This window comes from Helicobacter sp. NHP22-001, from assembly GCF_030270165.1.
GTDB lineage: Bacteria > Campylobacterota > Campylobacteria > Campylobacterales > Helicobacteraceae > Helicobacter > Helicobacter gastrofelis.
In genome coordinates this window covers 1-15900 of the sequence record NZ_BSWS01000010.1, presented here as the reverse complement: position 1 = coordinate 15900, position 15900 = coordinate 1, and the positions used below count along the sequence as shown (strand labels likewise).

Sequence of the window (15900 nt, the reverse complement as noted above, 5' to 3'; positions counted from 1 at the left end):
CAATCCGTGATTTAGACAGAAATAATCAAGTGGAGCTAGCAGGGTGATAAACTAAACTATTTTTTGCACCAATAGTGTTGCTTAAAATGATATGACTATTTGTTGTAGTTTCTGTTATAACGTTAGTTCTTTCAGTAGACTGCTAGACATGTGACGTGTGATTGCCAGCAAGTTGCCTTTTCCTAGTTATAGGGGGTATCAACCAGTGGCTTTCAAGTTACTCCATTTCGCCTACAGCATTGGGCATGAACCTATGGTGGTAGTCACAAGACAACACTCAATTTATCACATTCTAAACTACAGATAACGCTTGTTAAGATATAAATTTTTCATTTAAGTGGCTACGTTTTACAATGTTTTAGCAAAAATTTTATGAAGAACATTAAATACATATAATCAATATTTCAAATATTATTAAATACATTAAACATTATTTAAAATTATATTTAATAATACCTAGAATTATCTAATACAACCACTACTTATGATAACCCACGCCATTTTCACCTCCGCTTTTCTCATGCCACTCTTTTAATATTTGCTTCGTTCTTTCTTTATACATGCGCACAGCACTATCTATGTCGTATAAGATTGTGCTCACTTCTTTAGGATCTATTTTGGTTAACTCAGCGAGGTTACAAAATGTGTGAAGTCAAAATGCAGATTTTTAAACCAGTCATCAAAGAACTCAACAAGCTCTCCCCACTTTGAGAATCTTTGCTATGAGAAACTAAAAACTAAGGGCAAAAGCAAGAAACCACGATTAGCGGGCTTAATGGGGACAAAGAGGCTTTGCAAACCACAAACGCCACACAAGCCGAGCAACTCAAAAAGATTGAAACCCTAGAAACCGCCTTGCAAGAGCTCAAAGACAAATGCGACACTCTAGCCGATGATCTCACTAAGAAAAGCGATGTCGTTACTCAAGCCATTGAGAGCGTGCAATCTTTGCAAAAGACAAATGCCGAGCAAGCAAGGCGGTTACAAGATCGCTTGTTAGGACTAAAAGAGAAATACGGGCTAAAGGCAAAGCGGATCAAAGGACTTAGGGCGGATTTGTCTAAAGCCACTAATGAAGTAGGTTTTTTAACACTTGTAAGCAACGGGCAAGAAATCCAAATCAAAACCCTTGAGGCAAAGCAAAATCAAACCTACAATGCCCTAAAGCGATCAAGGGACAGATATAAAGCGATGAGGGCGACTAACAAAGGGCTTATAACAGAGCTTGCAGAGGCACAGAAGCCTAAAGAGCCAAATAACGCCCCACAAACGCAAGATGTGCCAAAGCAAGAGGATATAGCCCCTAATCCTTTGCAAGCGGAATATGACGCTTTAAAAGGGCAATACAGGGTATTGGAACAAGAGAAAGCGGACATTGCCCTAAAACTAGACAACCTAGAAAAGAGTTTGCCCTTATTCAAAGACATAGATAAGGGCTTAGCTTACCTTTTGCAAGAGGTTACCAAATTAGTAGAGATAAACCCACAAGAGGCTAGCGAGGCTTTTGATGACATTCTAAAGTATGTTGATGAGCGCAAGCGATCCGCAGAAGAAATCTCTATGCAAGCCATGCAACAAAAAGACAGCGGAGGCTATCACATTTAGCCATTGCGTTTTGTAGCACATTAAAACGCTACCGCTCCCCCGCAAAACCCTTTATAGATGCCTTTTTGCAAAACGGGGAGCTCACAGACGGACTAAAGAACTTCTTATACCCCCCCCCCCCCCAATCAATCCAAAACCCATAAACCCCCGAACAAACCATTAGATGGACTTTTGACAACGCCAATGGAGCACAAGGCAAACACGATAATCTCTGTCTCCCTATTCTTTTTAGATTATCCCGTGCCCCCGATTTGGAAAGAGAAAAAGCCTATGACCCTTCTGTTTGGTCAAGATAAACCTATTTTGTAATAGGAGTTCCTCTGCTCCTTTTGCCGTATTTCTATTAGAGAGATGATCTAGTGCATCCGCTTCTAAGCTTTCTAGGTAAAGGCCGATCGCCTCTTTGATATTTGCCAAAACTTCTTCATAGCTATCATCTTGTGTCATGCAGCCTTGCAAAGAAGGGACAACAGCAAAATACCCATGTTCATCTTTCTCTATCACGGCGTTTAAAAGCATGTCGCTACCTTTGATTTAATTGTTTATGGCTTTATATATGCATGTGCTTTTAAATGAGATTAAATTAAAAATTGATTATAAAACCTACCTCTACACTCCCCGCACAAAGGAAGCTAAAAAGCAGTTGGAGTTAAATGATCTCCACAATTTGTAGAGATAAAGGGTTAGCTCAGTGGTATGGTGTGGAATATGGATTGTTTGGAGCTTTGGCGCTTGGTTGAGTCAACCACAACCTCAAGTAGTGTGTTTCTGCAAATCCAAGACTACATACATACAAAAAACCTAATTTTTAAAACTCTTGCAAACCCAAGCACATCCATCCTCTTGCGATGCGCTTATAGTCGCCAAAGTGTCCATTTTTCTTTCAAGTTATTAATGAATCATAGGATTGCTACATAGCCCTTATTATTCTTCATCCCATCCAGCTATTTCTCAAAATTCGTTTGATTTCTGTATCTCCATATGCATATTACATATTACAACACTAAACGTCTGTTTCTTCAAGCAGTGTTTCAAACAATAATTATTGAACTAAACACAATAATTAATGTTTCAAATAGTATTTAATCTATTACGAATTATTGCTCTATCACCGATTAAGCAATAGATAAGGCAATGTTTAAAGATTTGTATTTTGTTAGTATTCATTGCGTTATAGCGTGCGGTGTATCAGCACGGCTTCGTTGTCTGTGGCCTGCATTGTTTCCTCTGTGGTCGTGGGGTTGGTTTGGTATTAGGCGTAGGTGTGGGGGTAGATTTAGCCGTTTTAGGGGTGTTGTTTGTAGGTTTTGTGTCTAAAAGGCTAGGTTGCTTGCGGGGGTTGGATTTTTGTTTATCCTTGCTTCGTGCTATCTCTATCCGTGCCTCCATGCCTTTAATATACTCGGGGTCATTGAGAAGTTCTACAAAGTTGGGGATGAGCTCTAAAAGGTTTAGGATTTTGCCCTCAATGACAATGGGGGCTATATAATCACCCTCAGCTATCCCCTTTTTGATGTCGGCTTGTCTAATGTTGATGTCGGGTTTAAACTCAAGGTCGGGGGAGCGATTGAAGTGTTGGCTCGTTTTAAAACAAGCGGGGTCAAGGCAGTTGTCGGGGTCGGGTAGCCCTAATTTATCAGCGGCGGCAAGATACATAATCCCAAAGATGTTGTTGTCTAGGCGTTTGTAGGTGATTGACTTGTCTTTTCCTTTCTCTGTATAGGTGTAGGTGTCCTCAATGATGATTTTGGGGTTAATCTGTTGAAAAGCACTTGAGTTTGTTAGAGGGATGACAAGGCGGGTGCGTTCGGGCATACCTGGGTCATCGTCGTGTTTGCGTCTTTTGTAGTTTTTCGTGGGGTAAATAATGGCGCAAATGCCTAGTTTCTCTATGACTGCACGGATATCTTTGATATAAAGGCGAGGTTGCTTGTCATCGGGGAGCTTTTCAAGTAGAGGGCTACCTTTGCTATCGAGCAGTATTTGCCCGTTCTCATCTAACTTAGGCGTGGTGTTGGTGTAGTTGTTGTCAATGTCAAACTCAAGCACGGGGACATGTTTTACGGCGTTTTCTTGGGTGCGGATAGACTTTTTATTGGTGAGGGGTTTGAATTGCACATGCGCCGTGGGGTATTGGGTGAAAATCTTAACAAAGGTTTCAAAATCCACGGGCTCAGTTACCCATTTTGCATTTGCATAGGCTGTGGTCGTGTTTATGTTTTTGTCAAATAGGGCGTGGTATTGGCAGTTAGAGGCATAGGTGATGTAATGGAGTTCTTGCTTGCCTGTGCCTTGGGGGGCTGATGATGGGAGGGTTTGGGGATTATCTTGGTTTGCCTCAGCGTGTGTCTGATCTGTTGGAGGGGGGTTTTGGCAAAATCCTCGGCTAGGACAATGGAGGTTTCTGTGAGCTCGTTGGCAATCCATGGGTCATCATCGGGGATTTGTGTTTGTGGGACACTTGGGACACTTGGGACAGAGTTTGATTGAGAGGTGCTTGGATTAAAGTTAGTTTCAGTTTCGTTTGGGGGAGTTTGTGATATATTTCCCGTACTTTTGTCCTTGTCTTGTTGTTTGGATAGGATAAAGTGTTCGTTTTCGTTGGTATGTTGGAAAACTGGGGAGTTTAGCGAACACACTGACTTTTAAACTCATTTTTGTATCCATACCGACTATTCTACCAAAAAAATCCTTTCTTTAAACCGCTTTTGCACCATTAAACCGCTTTTTGCACCACTGCGCCCTTTTCACTTAGGCAGTCTTTACCAAAAATGCGCCTTTTCACTTAGGGCAGTCCTCATTATGCCTCTATTTCGCCCCCCTATTTGTTTCCTTAAAAAGCTCAGTGCCCTTGTTTGCGGGGTTTCATAGACTTTTTTGGGGGTTTGCCACTTTTGCCACTGCTTTACCACTGAGTGGCAACAATAAAAAAAACTCTAAACCCCCTTGTGTAGGGACTTCGTGGGAGTTTTTTTTCTTAATTGCCACTTTGCCACTTTTTCTTAATTTAGTCATGAGAGAAAAATATAGCGGAGTGGTAAGGTGGTGAAAACTCAGTCATGCCATGAGTGTTGTGTGTTACCTTATATATAGTGGTAAAAGAGTGGTAAAAGTGGTAAAGTGGTAAAAAAACTCACGAGCCCCGTGCCACACGGCTTTACCACTACTTACCACTTTTAGCGTTGAGTGGTAAAAAATGGCAAAAAGTGGTAAAAAAAGTGTGGATTTTTTAGTCGCCCCCCCTTTTTTTGTCATAAACCAAAGTGTTTATACCCTCTACTTTAGCCCCCGTGAGTTGCAGTATTTGACAAAGTTAGTGATGTGAGGTTTTCTAGGGCAGTCAATGAGTTTGTAGATACCAGCTAAACTCAGCCCTTTTTCTCTGTAAAGGCGGATTGTGTCTTTAAACGGGTCGAGAGGGTGGTGTTTGTTGAGTGTGCCCTTTTGTCGCCCTAAGTGTTTTCCCTCTGCTTTCTTGGCGGCTAGGGCAGATTTGGTGCGTTGGCTAATCATCTCTCGTTCTGCTTGGGCGATGTATCCATAGATTGCGATGAGTAACCCCCCTATGGCACTTTTATAGGTATTGAGCTCGGGTTGCCTTACAAAACACACAGAAACCTCGCTTTGGTTAAAATGCTCCACTAGGTTCATCACTTCGACCATGGAGCGTCCTAAACGGGTTAATTCGGCAACGAGCAGTAAGTCCCCTTTGCGTAACTCGGCTTTCAGTTCATCAATACGGCGGAGCTCTTGGGATTTCTTGCTACTCATCTCAACTTCAATCCATCGGTCAATCACTAGCCCCTCTTTCTTTGCATAGGTTTCGATGTCGTGGCGTTGTCCTAGTTGTTCTTGGGTGTCCTTTGAAACTCTGACATAGGCAAACACTTTGGAGGGAGTGATGGGCGCAGATCGTGTTGCCTTTTTTGCTCGGGTTTGGGGAGGACTTGGAGGCGGTGTGAGCTCGGTGTTGTTTTTACCTTTTCTTGGCATGTTTATCCTTTGCGTTTTGAGATACACTATTATACTACCATTTTATAGCGTAATACAATCCTTTAACAGCTATTCTAGTAAAGTTGTCAATCGGGCAATTAACGACATAGAAGTCGGCACGATTAAGGGACTACAAGATATACATAAAGCCTTGTTTCAAGGATTGTATGCCTTTGCAGAACAAATAAGAACCAAAAATATCGCCAAAGACTATTTTAAATTTTGTTCGGCTCTATATCTCAATGAAGCCCTTAAAAAAATTGAAGCGATGCCCCAAACAACCTTGAAGAAATCATAGAAAAATATGTTGAAATGAATGTAGTACACCCATTTATGGAAGGCAATGGGCTACCGTAAGACATGACGATTCAGGCATTTAAAGCCACTTCAATAGGGACTATTACAAAATTTGTATTGGAGAGATGAGCTAACTCATCTGCCTCTAAGGTTTCTAAGTAAAGCTCGATCGCCTCTTTGATATTTGCCAGAGCTTCTTCATAACTTTCGCCCTGAGACACACAACCTTGCAAAGAAGGGACAAAAGCAAAATACCCATGTTCATCCTTTTCTATCACGGCATTTAAAAGCATGTCGCTCCCTTTGATTAAATTGCTTATGGTTTGTATCTATAGCACGTGTTTTTAATAACATATATTTTTAAATAAGATTAAAGTGAAAATTGATCATGGCCTAACATCTGTTAGCAGCACTTATGCTAAAATGCGCAACGATGAGGGATTAGGTTTTTCTACCCTTTATTTTAGACAGAGCGAGAGTTATGGACGGCAATCAGTTTCAGCCCATGGTGAATTTCATTTGGGGCATTGCGAATTTACTCAGGGATCACTATAAAAGGGGCAAGTACCGCGATGTGATTTTGCCCATGACCTTGATTCGGCGGCTAGATGCCATGCTAGAACCTACCAAAGCCAAGGTTTTGGCGTGCAAAGAAAAACATAAGAATTTAAGCCCAGATGGTTTAGCCACCCCCTTGTGCCATGCCAGTGGGTTTAAGTTTTACAACGATTCTAACTTCACCCTTAAGGTACTTTTAGATGAGCCCTCAATCATTAAAGCTAATTTCTTAAACTACCTAGATGGCTTTAGCCCGAATATTAGGGACATTTTGGAGAAGTTTAAATTTAAAGATCAGCTAGACACCTTAGAAAAGAGCGGTATTTTATACCCCCTCGTGCAAGAGTTTTGCAGTCAAAAGGTGAATTTCTCCATCAACGACAAGAAAGACGAAAAAGGCAGGGTGATCCAAAAAGGCTTAAGCAATTTGGGGATGGGCTATGTCTTTGAAGAGTTGATCCGCAAATTCAATGAGGAGAACAACGAGGAGGCGGGTGAGCACTTCACCCCAAGGGAGGTGATACGCTTGATGGCAGAACTTGTCTTTAGACCCGTGCAAGAGCAAATCAAAAGCGGATTTTTCACCATTTACGACAACGCCTGCGGGAGCGGGGGGATGCTTACCGAGTCTAAAGCCTTCCTTCAAGAGGAGTTGCAATCTAAGGCAACCTTTGAATTGTGCGGGCAAGAGGTCAGCCCCGACACCTACGCCCTTTGCAAGGCAGATATGCTCATCAAGGGCGAGAACCCAGAGAATATTAAATTCGGCTCCACTCTCAAAGAGAACGAAGATGGATTTTTAAAGGGGGACATCACAAAATTTGATTTTATGCTTACCAATCCGCCCTTTGGCAAGGCGTGGAGGAGCGAGCAAGAGGATGCCAAGAAGGATGTGCGCTTTAGTGTGGGGGTTACGGGAGCAAGGGATGGGCAAATGATGTTTTTGCTCAACATGCTAAGCAAGATGAAGGACACCCCCCAAGGCTCGCGCATCGCCTCCGTGCATAACTCCAGCCCCCTTTTTAACAATGACAGCGGGCAAGTGGCGATTCGAAGCCATATTTTACAAAACGACTATTTAGAAGCCGTGATCGCCCTACCCACCGATTTGTTTTACAACACGGGCATCCCCACTTTTATATGGATCCTTAGCAACCGCAAACCCGAGCATAAAAAAGGCAAAGTCCAGCTCATCGATGCCACAAGCTTTTTTGAGCCCATGGCAAAATCTCTAGGCAAAAAGCGCAACCGCTTAAACCAGGAACACATCAACCAGATTGTAAGGCTTTTTTTAGAACAACCCCACGACCCGCACAGCGTGCTTTTAGACAATGCCGACTTGGGTTATCAAAAATTTAGAGTCTTTTCTTTAAAACCCAGCCAAGAACTCTTTAAAGAGGAGAGCTTTCAAGCGCTTGAGAACAAAGGGGAGATTTTAGAAAAACTGCAAGAATTAGAAGGCACCCCTAAAAATCTAGAGCCCATCTACAAAGGAGCTAAGGAGTTTTTAGAGGCTTTGGATATGCCCATGCCCAAGATTAAAGATGAAAAGGGCAAGCAAAAGCCCGCCCCAAATGTCCTTTTTGGCAAACAAGAGGAGAAAATCCCCCTTAAAGAAAACATCAAAGCCCATTTTCTTAGCAGCATCTGGCCTCGCACCCCTTTAAGCTTTATTGAAGAGGACAGCGTGAAAGTGGGTTATGAGATTTTATTCAACCAGTATTTTAAAACCACCACCAAAAGCCAAAACACCAAGGCACTGAAAACCCAAATCCGCGCCCTAGAAGTGGAGATCACCGCCCTTTTAGACGATATTTTTAAGGTGGGGTGATGGAGGGGCTAGAGAACTTACCAGCGGGGTGGGAGGTGGTCGAGCTTGGTAAGATTGGGACTTTTGCACGGGGCTCGGGACTAGTGAAGGCGGATTTACAGGCAGAGGGCGTGGGAGCGATTCATTACGGGCAAATTCACACTTATTACAACACCCACACCGCCCAAACTAAAAGCTTTGTCAGCTCTAAGCTAGCCAAGACGCTTAAAAGGGCAGGGCGAGGCGATTTAATCATTACGGGCGTGAGTGAGGACATTGAGGGGGTTTTAAAAGCGGTGGCTTACTTGGGTGAAGCGGATATTTGCATTAGTGGGGACATCTTCGCCTTTTCCCACAAGCAAGACCCGATTTTTATCGCCTATGTTTTCCAAAGTGCCTATTTCATGCGCCTTAAAGCAAAATATGCCAGTGGAGTTAAGGTTTTGCGTGTCAAGCTTGAAAACTTGCGTAATTTTCAAATCCCCCTCCCTCCACTAGCCGAGCAACACGCCATCGCAGCGTTTTTAGACGAGAAAATCTCTAAGCTCGATGCCTTGATTGCCAAGAAAACACAGCTCTTAGAGCACCTTAAAGACTATAAACACGCCCTCATTAGCGAGGTAGCGACTAAGGGGCTAGACCCCAATGCCCGCATGAAGCCTAGCGGTTTAGACTGGCTAGGGGAGGTGCCTGAGGGTTGGGAGGTGGTGCGGCTAGATAGCCTTTTTGGTACCCGAAACGAAACAAACAGGGATAAAGCCATTACCCAAATTTTGTCCCTAGTTAAAGATATGGGCGTTTTACCCTATGAACAAAAGGGCAACATTGGCAACAAGGCTAAAAAGGATATATCACAATACAGAATCGTAAGGCGTGGGGATTTAGTCTTTAACAAAATGAACGCCGTCATTGGCTCTTTGGGCTTTTCGCAATACGAGGGGCTAGTTAGCCCGATTTACCTAGTTTTATTCGCCAAAGATAAACGCCTAACCTTCATAAAGTATTATGCCTACTTGTTTGGGAACAAGGCATTACAAAGCAGTCTAAGCCAATATGCTACAGGCATTATGAAAATTAGAGAAAGCATAGACTATACAATCTTTAAAGGCATGCCTTTGCCCCTCCCCCCTCTAGCCGAGCAACACACCATCACCGCCTTTTTAGATAAAAAGACCAGGCAACTAGAGTGCCTCAGTGCCAAACTACAAACCCAAATCCAAGCCCTTAAAGACTATAAAAGTGCCCTCATCAGCGAAGCGGTGCTTGGACTTATCCCCCTAAAGGACACCCATGAAAAGATACACAGAAGAAGACCTTGAAACCCTCATAGAAGGACATTTGCTAAAGAGCGGTTATACCAAAGGCGACCCTAAAGCCTATGATAAAGAATTTTGTTTGGATGTGGGCTTGTTATGGGAGTTTTTAGAGCGAACGCAAAATAAAGCCCTAGAGGCGTTGCGCCAAAGGGACCAAGATTTTAAAAAAAACCTGCTACACCGCTTAAGACAGCAAATTGAAGAAAAAGGCATGCTAAAAGTGCTTAAGGATGGGGTGGAGCATTTGGGGATCAATTTTAAGCTTGCCTACCCCAAACCCAAAACCCAAAAGAACCCAGACACTTTAAAAAACTACCAAAACAATGTTTTTTCTGTAGTGCGCCAGCTGCATTACAGCCAGCACAACCAAAACTCCATAGATTTGGTGATCTTTTTAAACGGCTTGCCCCTTTTCACCTTAGAACTCAAACACTCTTTAAACAGGCAAAATGCCCAACACGCCCTAAAACAATACCAACAAGACAGAAACCCCCAAGAACCCCTACTCAAACACGCCCTAGCCCACTTCGCCCTAGATGAAAGTTTCGTCTATCTCACCACAAAACTAGAGAAGACCGACACCCGTTTTATCTCCTTTAATAAGGGCTTAAACGATGGGAGTGGGATGGTGGGGCTAGAGTGCGGGGCGGGCAATCCCCCAAACCCACAGGGGCTCAAAAGCGCGTATTTGTGGGAGCAAATCCTGCAAAAAGACCAAGTTTTAAATCTCATTTTCAACTTCTTACAACTTGTGGATGAGGGTGTGATCTTCCCCCGTTACCACCAACTCAGTGCCGTGCAAAGGCTGTGCAAGGCTGTGCAAAATGAAGGCGTGGGGAAGCGTTACTTGATCCAGCACAGCGCAGGTAGCGGTAAGAGCAACACCATTACATGGCTGTCTTACGCGTTAATCGGGCTTAGTGTCAATGAAAAACCCTTGTTTGATAGCGTTTTGGTGATCACGGATCGGATCGTTTTAGACAAACAATTACAAAAGAACATCCAAAGCTTTTTCACCATCAGGGGGGTTGTAGAGACAATCACAGAGGGCAGCCGCCAGCTTAAGGATGCGTTGGCGGAGGGCAAGAAGGTGATCATCGCCACGATCCAAAAGTTCTCCCATATTTTAGAGGAATTGCCCAGCCTTGCCCATCAAAAATTTGCCATCATCATAGACGAGGCGCACTCCAGCCAAGGGGGGGCGTATGGCGATGCCGTCAAAAAAGCCACAGGTGCGCCCATACAAGAGGAGCAAGAGACGCTAGACCCCGATGAATATTTGTTACAAACCATTAAATCCAAACAATTTAATGAAAATGCCTCTTATTTCGCCTTCAGTGCCACGCCCAAACCAGAAACCCTAGAACTTTTTGGGACAAAAACAAGTGGGGAGCAGTTCATTCCTTTCCATTTGTATTCCATGAAACAAGCCATTGAAGAAGGCTTTATTTTGGATGTTTTAAAATCTTACACCACCTACACATTCTACGCCGATTTGGTGGCCAAAGTCCCAGATGATCCACTCTATAAAAGGGACCCCGCCTTTAAAAAACTTAAAACCTATGTCAAAGAGCACCCTAAGAGCATTGAGAAAAAAACAAAAGCGATGCTTGCCCATTTTTACACCACCACACACAGCAAAATTGGGGGCAAGGCTAAGGCGATGGTTGTTACGAGCTCACGCCGAGTCGCTGTGCGCTATTTTAAAGCCTTTCGGGCACAACTAGCCCAAGAAAAACGCCCCCATAAGGCCTTGGTTGCCTTCTCAGGAGAAGTTGAGGGCGAGAGTGAGACGAGTTTGAATGGCTTTAGCGAGAGCCAAACCCCTAAAACTTTTGAAAAGGATGCATACCGCTTTTTGATCGTGGCAGACAAATACCAAACAGGCTTTGACCAGCCTTTGTTACACACGATGTATGTAGATAAGGCTTTAAGTGGTGTGGCGTGCGTACAGACGCTTTCACGCTTGAATCGTATCCACAAAGATAAAAAAGACACCTATGTTTTAGACTTTGCCAACGACACTGAAAAAATCAAAAAAGCCTTTGAGCCTTATTACAAACAAACCTTGCTCGCCGAGCCAAGCGACCTCAATAAACTCCATGATCTCAAAAGCCATTTAGACAGCTATGGGGTGTATGTCAGAGAGGAGGTTGAAAACTTTTATCTGGCCATCTTTAACCAAGCCCCCTTGCCCCAAATCCACGCCATGCTAGATGTAATAGTCGCGCATTATAACACCTTAGACCCAAATAAACAACAGGAGTTTTACAGCAAGGCAAAAACTTACCTCAAAAACTACGCCTTTTTAGTGCAAATTTTACGCTATCAAGATGTGTCCTTAGAAAAACTTTTTAGGTTGCTCCAAGAACTCATTAAGAAACTAGCCCCATTTAGAGAGGATTTTGATGAGGACATCACTAGAGCCGTAGAGCTTGAGGATTACCGCTTGCAAATCGCGCAACAAGATGTGAGTATTGCCCTTAAGGGGCAGTCAGAGTTATACCCCTCAAAAGCCGATGGCTCTAGCCACACCCCACAAAGCGAGCTAGAAAAGCTTTCAGAGATTTTAGAGGAATTTAGTAAAGCGCACGGAATCCCCTTAGGCGAACAAGCTTCTAAAGCCCTAAAAGACACCCTAGATCGTATGCGTGCCGATTCCAATTTCATGGAAAATTTCAACAACTCTGATCAAGACAATCAATGGATGGGTTTTAACAAACGATTTAAGGATGAATCGCTTAACTTGCTTGAGAACAACGAACAACTTTATAACGAATTAACAAAAAATAAAGATTTTGAAGACCTGATTCGGCGCAAACTCTTTGAAATTTTAGCAAGAGGAGTACAGAATGGCTGAAAAAGGCTCTAAAGAGTGGATTGAACAATATAACAAAGAAGTAGATGCTTATAACGAATGCCATAAATCCAAATGGAGCAGAAAGCATAGACAAGAGTACTTGCGTATGCACTTTGGCATGCCTTATGGGCGTGTTGTCTATTGGTGGGACGGGGCTTATTGGTGCGATGGAGAGTATTTAGGTAGAGATTAGGGTGCCATTTACAAACCATTCACTTCCACTGCCTACAACCCCTCGCAGTTATCACCTCTAGTTGTAGAATACTCGTTGGTTATGTAAGTCCAGTTACCCTAGCTTACAAGCCCGCCCAAAGACCGCTAAAAAACCATCGTCATCTCTAAAAGGTGTGGCAATTTGGTGCGGTCTGTAACTTTGAGAACACGCATTAAACCCTCAAAGACACGACTAGCTAAGATGTGGTAACGCAAACCCCCTAAAACTGTGTTTGAATTCCAACCCCTAACTTTGCACTTTATGACCATTTTAAGCCATTTAAACGCTATATCTGCTCAGTGTTTCGCTTACTCTTTTTTTTCAACAACTTCAAAAATAAGTATCATTGTTCCCCCCAACTGCAAGTATTCTAATATTCTAAACAAGTAACCTCATTACTATATTCAAAGCCCTAAGTAGAAGCTGTAAGTGTCTGGTCTCCAAAGGCCATTTTGGGCTATGTTTAGGTGCAGATTGTCTTCTATAATCTTATCCATTTATTTAAATGTCCTTTCTACTCACCTAGAAGCCCCTACAATCAACACAACACACTTAACCCATAGTTCTAACTCTTTAACTACTCTCAATGCTCTAGGGGCGTTTAAACGCAAAAGACACACATTCTAAGATTTTCTTTGGTTTTTGAAACAAAAATTTGGGTTCATTTGGGGTTTTTCTGTAAGGCATAGTGTTTGGACTTTCTGTCTATTTGCACTAATAGCGTTTTTAGAGCCATAGAGGGGTCTACAATCAACACTTTACCTCTAACCCATACCAAACCACCCTTTAACCCAAGAAAGCGTTCTATGGGTTTTAAAACGCCAATTCTCGTTTTAGAACTCCCCAAGTCATCTTACTGCAGGGGTGTTTTTTGGTATTCAAAACCCAAAGCCCTCTTTACTGCAATGGCATCATAAAGCCAAGAAAACAAACTAATCCTCATTTCAAAGCCCTCTCTTGGGGGTTTGGGGGCTTGGGGGCTTGCCCCCAAGAGCAATATAGATGTCAAACGTCAGCTTGGCTTATCTTAAATCCACTCAACCAATTTTTCAACAAATTTAAAAAAATTTTTTTACAAGAGAAATATGTATCACGGGCAAGCGCACCCGCATGCGATTTTTAAAAAATTAGTTTTTCAAATCTTTTTCAATATATATAATGTATGGCGAGGGGGGTTTTGGATATAAATTGCGCTTTTTTAGGATATAAATTGCGCCAAATAGTGGATTTTTAGGATATAAATTGCGTATTAATCGTTATTTTTCAAAAAACACGCTACAATCCCCCAAAATTTAGCATAAAAACTTAAAGAAAAAATGGATAAGAGAAGTCCCTTGTATAGGCACATAAAAAGCTTGATATGCGACATTGATGCGCTTACAATTTTAGAATGTGAATCGGACAAAAACCCAAAGGTACATGAATTTATCCTAGCCCAAAAGACAGAGAAGCTAAAAGAGATTGTGAGCTTTATTTTGGAGCATGAAAACGAGTGGGGTCAAGATGATATAGGGGGACTAAACACTTCCAAAGAAGCCATCGCAAATATCAAACACTATATGGGTATCATTGAGAGTATGGAGAAACTCAAAAGCACAAATACCCACCCCGACATCCAAAAAACCTGTGATGATGGCATTAAAGACTGCATCAATAACATGTTTATCGCCGTAACCACATGGTGCGAGTGGGTAAAAAAAGAAAACATTCCATCTTATAGCCCCCCAACCACGCAAACAACCCCTACACCGCCTACAGAAGTTGCCCAAATTACCACAACTGAAGTGGGTAGCTCCCAAAACACCCCCAAAACTCCACCATTGCAAGCGCACACTTTCCAAGAAGTGGTTAAAGAAACTCCGCAACAAGAGCTACAATTAAGCCTAGTAGCTCAAAAAAATCCTAAAGAACCCACAAACACAGAAAACCTAACAGGCGAAGTTATAGAATACACACCTATTTTAGCCAAAAGGACAAAAATAGCTAACCCTAAGCAAGTTGTGATGCATAACAATATTTACAAAGTCAATCTAGGCATGCTAAGTGAGCTAGAAAACAATTTATTCTTTAGCCTATTTAACCGCCTAAAAGACAAAAAAGACACTGTGATCCGTTTCACCCAACAAGAGCTAAAAGCTCTAGCAGGCGACCCGCACATGCCCAATACAAGACTTTATAAAGTAACCCTTGATCTTTTTAACAATATAGCGGGGGCTAATTTTGATTTAATCAAACATCTGCCCAATGAGCACATACGTAGAAGCAAAGTGATGCTTTTTAGGGTGTTTGCCCTTGAATACGACAAACAAAAAAATGTTAAACATTTAGACATACAAGTCAATGACCCCTACTTTACCTACTTGCTAAACGACCTAGAAGCAAATTTTACCACAATGCAACTCCAAACATTTGTAGACCTAAGCGGTAAATACACCAAGAATCTATTTAGGCTCTTAGAGCGGTTTAAGCACGCCACAGACAAGAATGGGGTTTTTAAAGTCTGTGTCTATGAGAGCAATTTACAAGGCTTCCGTGATTTTATGGGTATCCCCGAATCTTTAAGGATGGGTGATATTGATAGACAGGTATTGAACCCCACTTGCAAACAACTCACCCAAAAAACCAAAAAACTAAGCCACTTTGAACCCCCCTACAAATCAGTCAAGGTGATCAAAAACAAAGCCAAAGCTCGGGGACAAAAAGTGTTAGGTTACACCTTTGAAGTCATGCCAAACCCAGCCCTAGCTGAGCTAGAAAAAGCTCTAGAAAATGCCAAAGCCCCTAGACTCAAATACTTCAGTAAAAAAGACATTAAAATTCTTAATGACTGTTTGCACAAATGTGTAGATGTAGTTTTAAAGGATAAAGAGAACAATCCCTTTAGCATCCCCCTTGCCACCATAGAGCAGATCATCCCCACTCAAGACAGCAAAGCCCTTATTGTGCAATTTAGAGCTCCACCCCTCATTGATGGGCAATTAGAAGTGATGCAACTTTACCAAGACTACACAAAATATTGCCAAGTTTGTGGGCATGACTACTTCACTCTAGCCTTTGCTCACATGCAAGACTTGCTTGCCTTGATTGAGAGAACACAGGAACGCTTTAACACAGATAAAACATATGAAACACAAACACCCCCCACCATCAATGCCACACAAAAAGCCCAAATCCAAAGTGCCCATGGCATGCTCGCTCCATTTTTTGAGAACAAGACACCACAGCACAACTTTACAGAAGTCAAGTT

Annotated in this window: 10 protein-coding genes and 1 pseudogene; 6 read left to right on the top strand and 5 right to left on the bottom strand. The window is 42.4% G+C overall.

Features of this window, described 5'->3' with window-relative positions:
- The first annotated feature begins 792 nt into the window (after positions 1 to 792).
- Entirely contained in the window at positions 793 to 1605 is an 813-nt protein-coding gene (locus QSJ47_RS06875; protein WP_285602873.1) for a coiled-coil domain-containing protein, read from the top strand.
- Between the two features lie 333 nt (positions 1606 to 1938).
- Here the strand turns inward: QSJ47_RS06875 and QSJ47_RS06870 are convergent.
- The 4 genes and pseudogenes from QSJ47_RS06870 to QSJ47_RS06850 all read right to left on the bottom strand — a co-directional run.
- A pseudogene (locus tag QSJ47_RS06870) lies at positions 1939 to 2124 on the bottom strand (type II toxin-antitoxin system HicB family antitoxin); the annotation flags it as partial.
- A 669-nt stretch (positions 2125 to 2793) separates the two neighbouring features.
- On the bottom strand, positions 2794 to 4032 hold the full coding sequence (locus QSJ47_RS06865) for a hypothetical protein (RefSeq protein WP_285602872.1): 1239 nt from the start codon (positions 4030 to 4032) through the stop codon (positions 2794 to 2796).
- Between the two features lie 849 nt (positions 4033 to 4881).
- The gene (locus QSJ47_RS06860) at positions 4882 to 5598 is read right to left on the bottom strand and encodes a recombinase family protein (RefSeq protein WP_285602871.1); all 717 of its coding nucleotides are present in this window, start codon (positions 5596 to 5598) and stop codon (positions 4882 to 4884) included.
- 368 nt (positions 5599 to 5966) lie between these two features.
- The gene (locus QSJ47_RS06850; RefSeq protein WP_221272659.1) at positions 5967 to 6188 is read right to left on the bottom strand and encodes a type II toxin-antitoxin system HicB family antitoxin; all 222 of its coding nucleotides are present in this window, start codon (positions 6186 to 6188) and stop codon (positions 5967 to 5969) included.
- A gap of 188 nt (positions 6189 to 6376) precedes the next feature.
- Here QSJ47_RS06850 and QSJ47_RS06845 point away from each other — a divergent pair, with 188 nt between their 5' ends.
- From QSJ47_RS06845 to QSJ47_RS06830, 4 genes are read left to right on the top strand one after another with little or no spacing between them, the layout of a single operon-like run.
- Positions 6377 to 8284, top strand: a complete 1908-nt coding sequence (locus QSJ47_RS06845) for a type I restriction-modification system subunit M (protein WP_285602870.1) — start codon at positions 6377 to 6379, stop codon at positions 8282 to 8284.
- Complete coding sequence (locus QSJ47_RS06840) at positions 8284 to 9582, top strand: restriction endonuclease subunit S (protein ID WP_221272658.1); 1299 nt, start codon at positions 8284 to 8286, stop codon at positions 9580 to 9582. Before QSJ47_RS06845 ends, QSJ47_RS06840 begins: the two co-directional genes overlap by 1 nt.
- Positions 9554 to 12439 (top strand): type I restriction endonuclease subunit R, encoded by a 2886-nt coding sequence (locus tag QSJ47_RS06835; protein WP_285602869.1) that lies wholly within the window; start codon positions 9554 to 9556, stop codon positions 12437 to 12439. The genes QSJ47_RS06840 and QSJ47_RS06835 overlap by 29 nt, the downstream gene beginning before the upstream one ends.
- Positions 12432 to 12632 carry a hypothetical protein gene (locus QSJ47_RS06830; protein WP_221272657.1) on the top strand — a complete coding sequence of 67 codons (201 nt, stop codon included), beginning with the start codon at positions 12432 to 12434 and terminating at the stop codon, positions 12630 to 12632. Before QSJ47_RS06835 ends, QSJ47_RS06830 begins: the two co-directional genes overlap by 8 nt.
- Positions 12633 to 13506: 874 nt before the next feature.
- On the opposite strand, the gene QSJ47_RS06825 is transcribed toward QSJ47_RS06830, so the two are convergent.
- Positions 13507 to 13662: a hypothetical protein gene (locus tag QSJ47_RS06825; RefSeq protein WP_221272655.1), complete on the bottom strand. Its 156-nt coding sequence runs from the start codon at positions 13660 to 13662 to the stop codon at positions 13507 to 13509.
- 307 nt (positions 13663 to 13969) lie between these two features.
- Between QSJ47_RS06825 and QSJ47_RS06820 the strand changes: the two genes are divergently transcribed.
- Positions 13970 to 15900, top strand: a 1931-nt coding sequence (locus QSJ47_RS06820) for a replication initiation protein (protein WP_285602868.1), incomplete at its 3' end; no start/stop codon positions are given.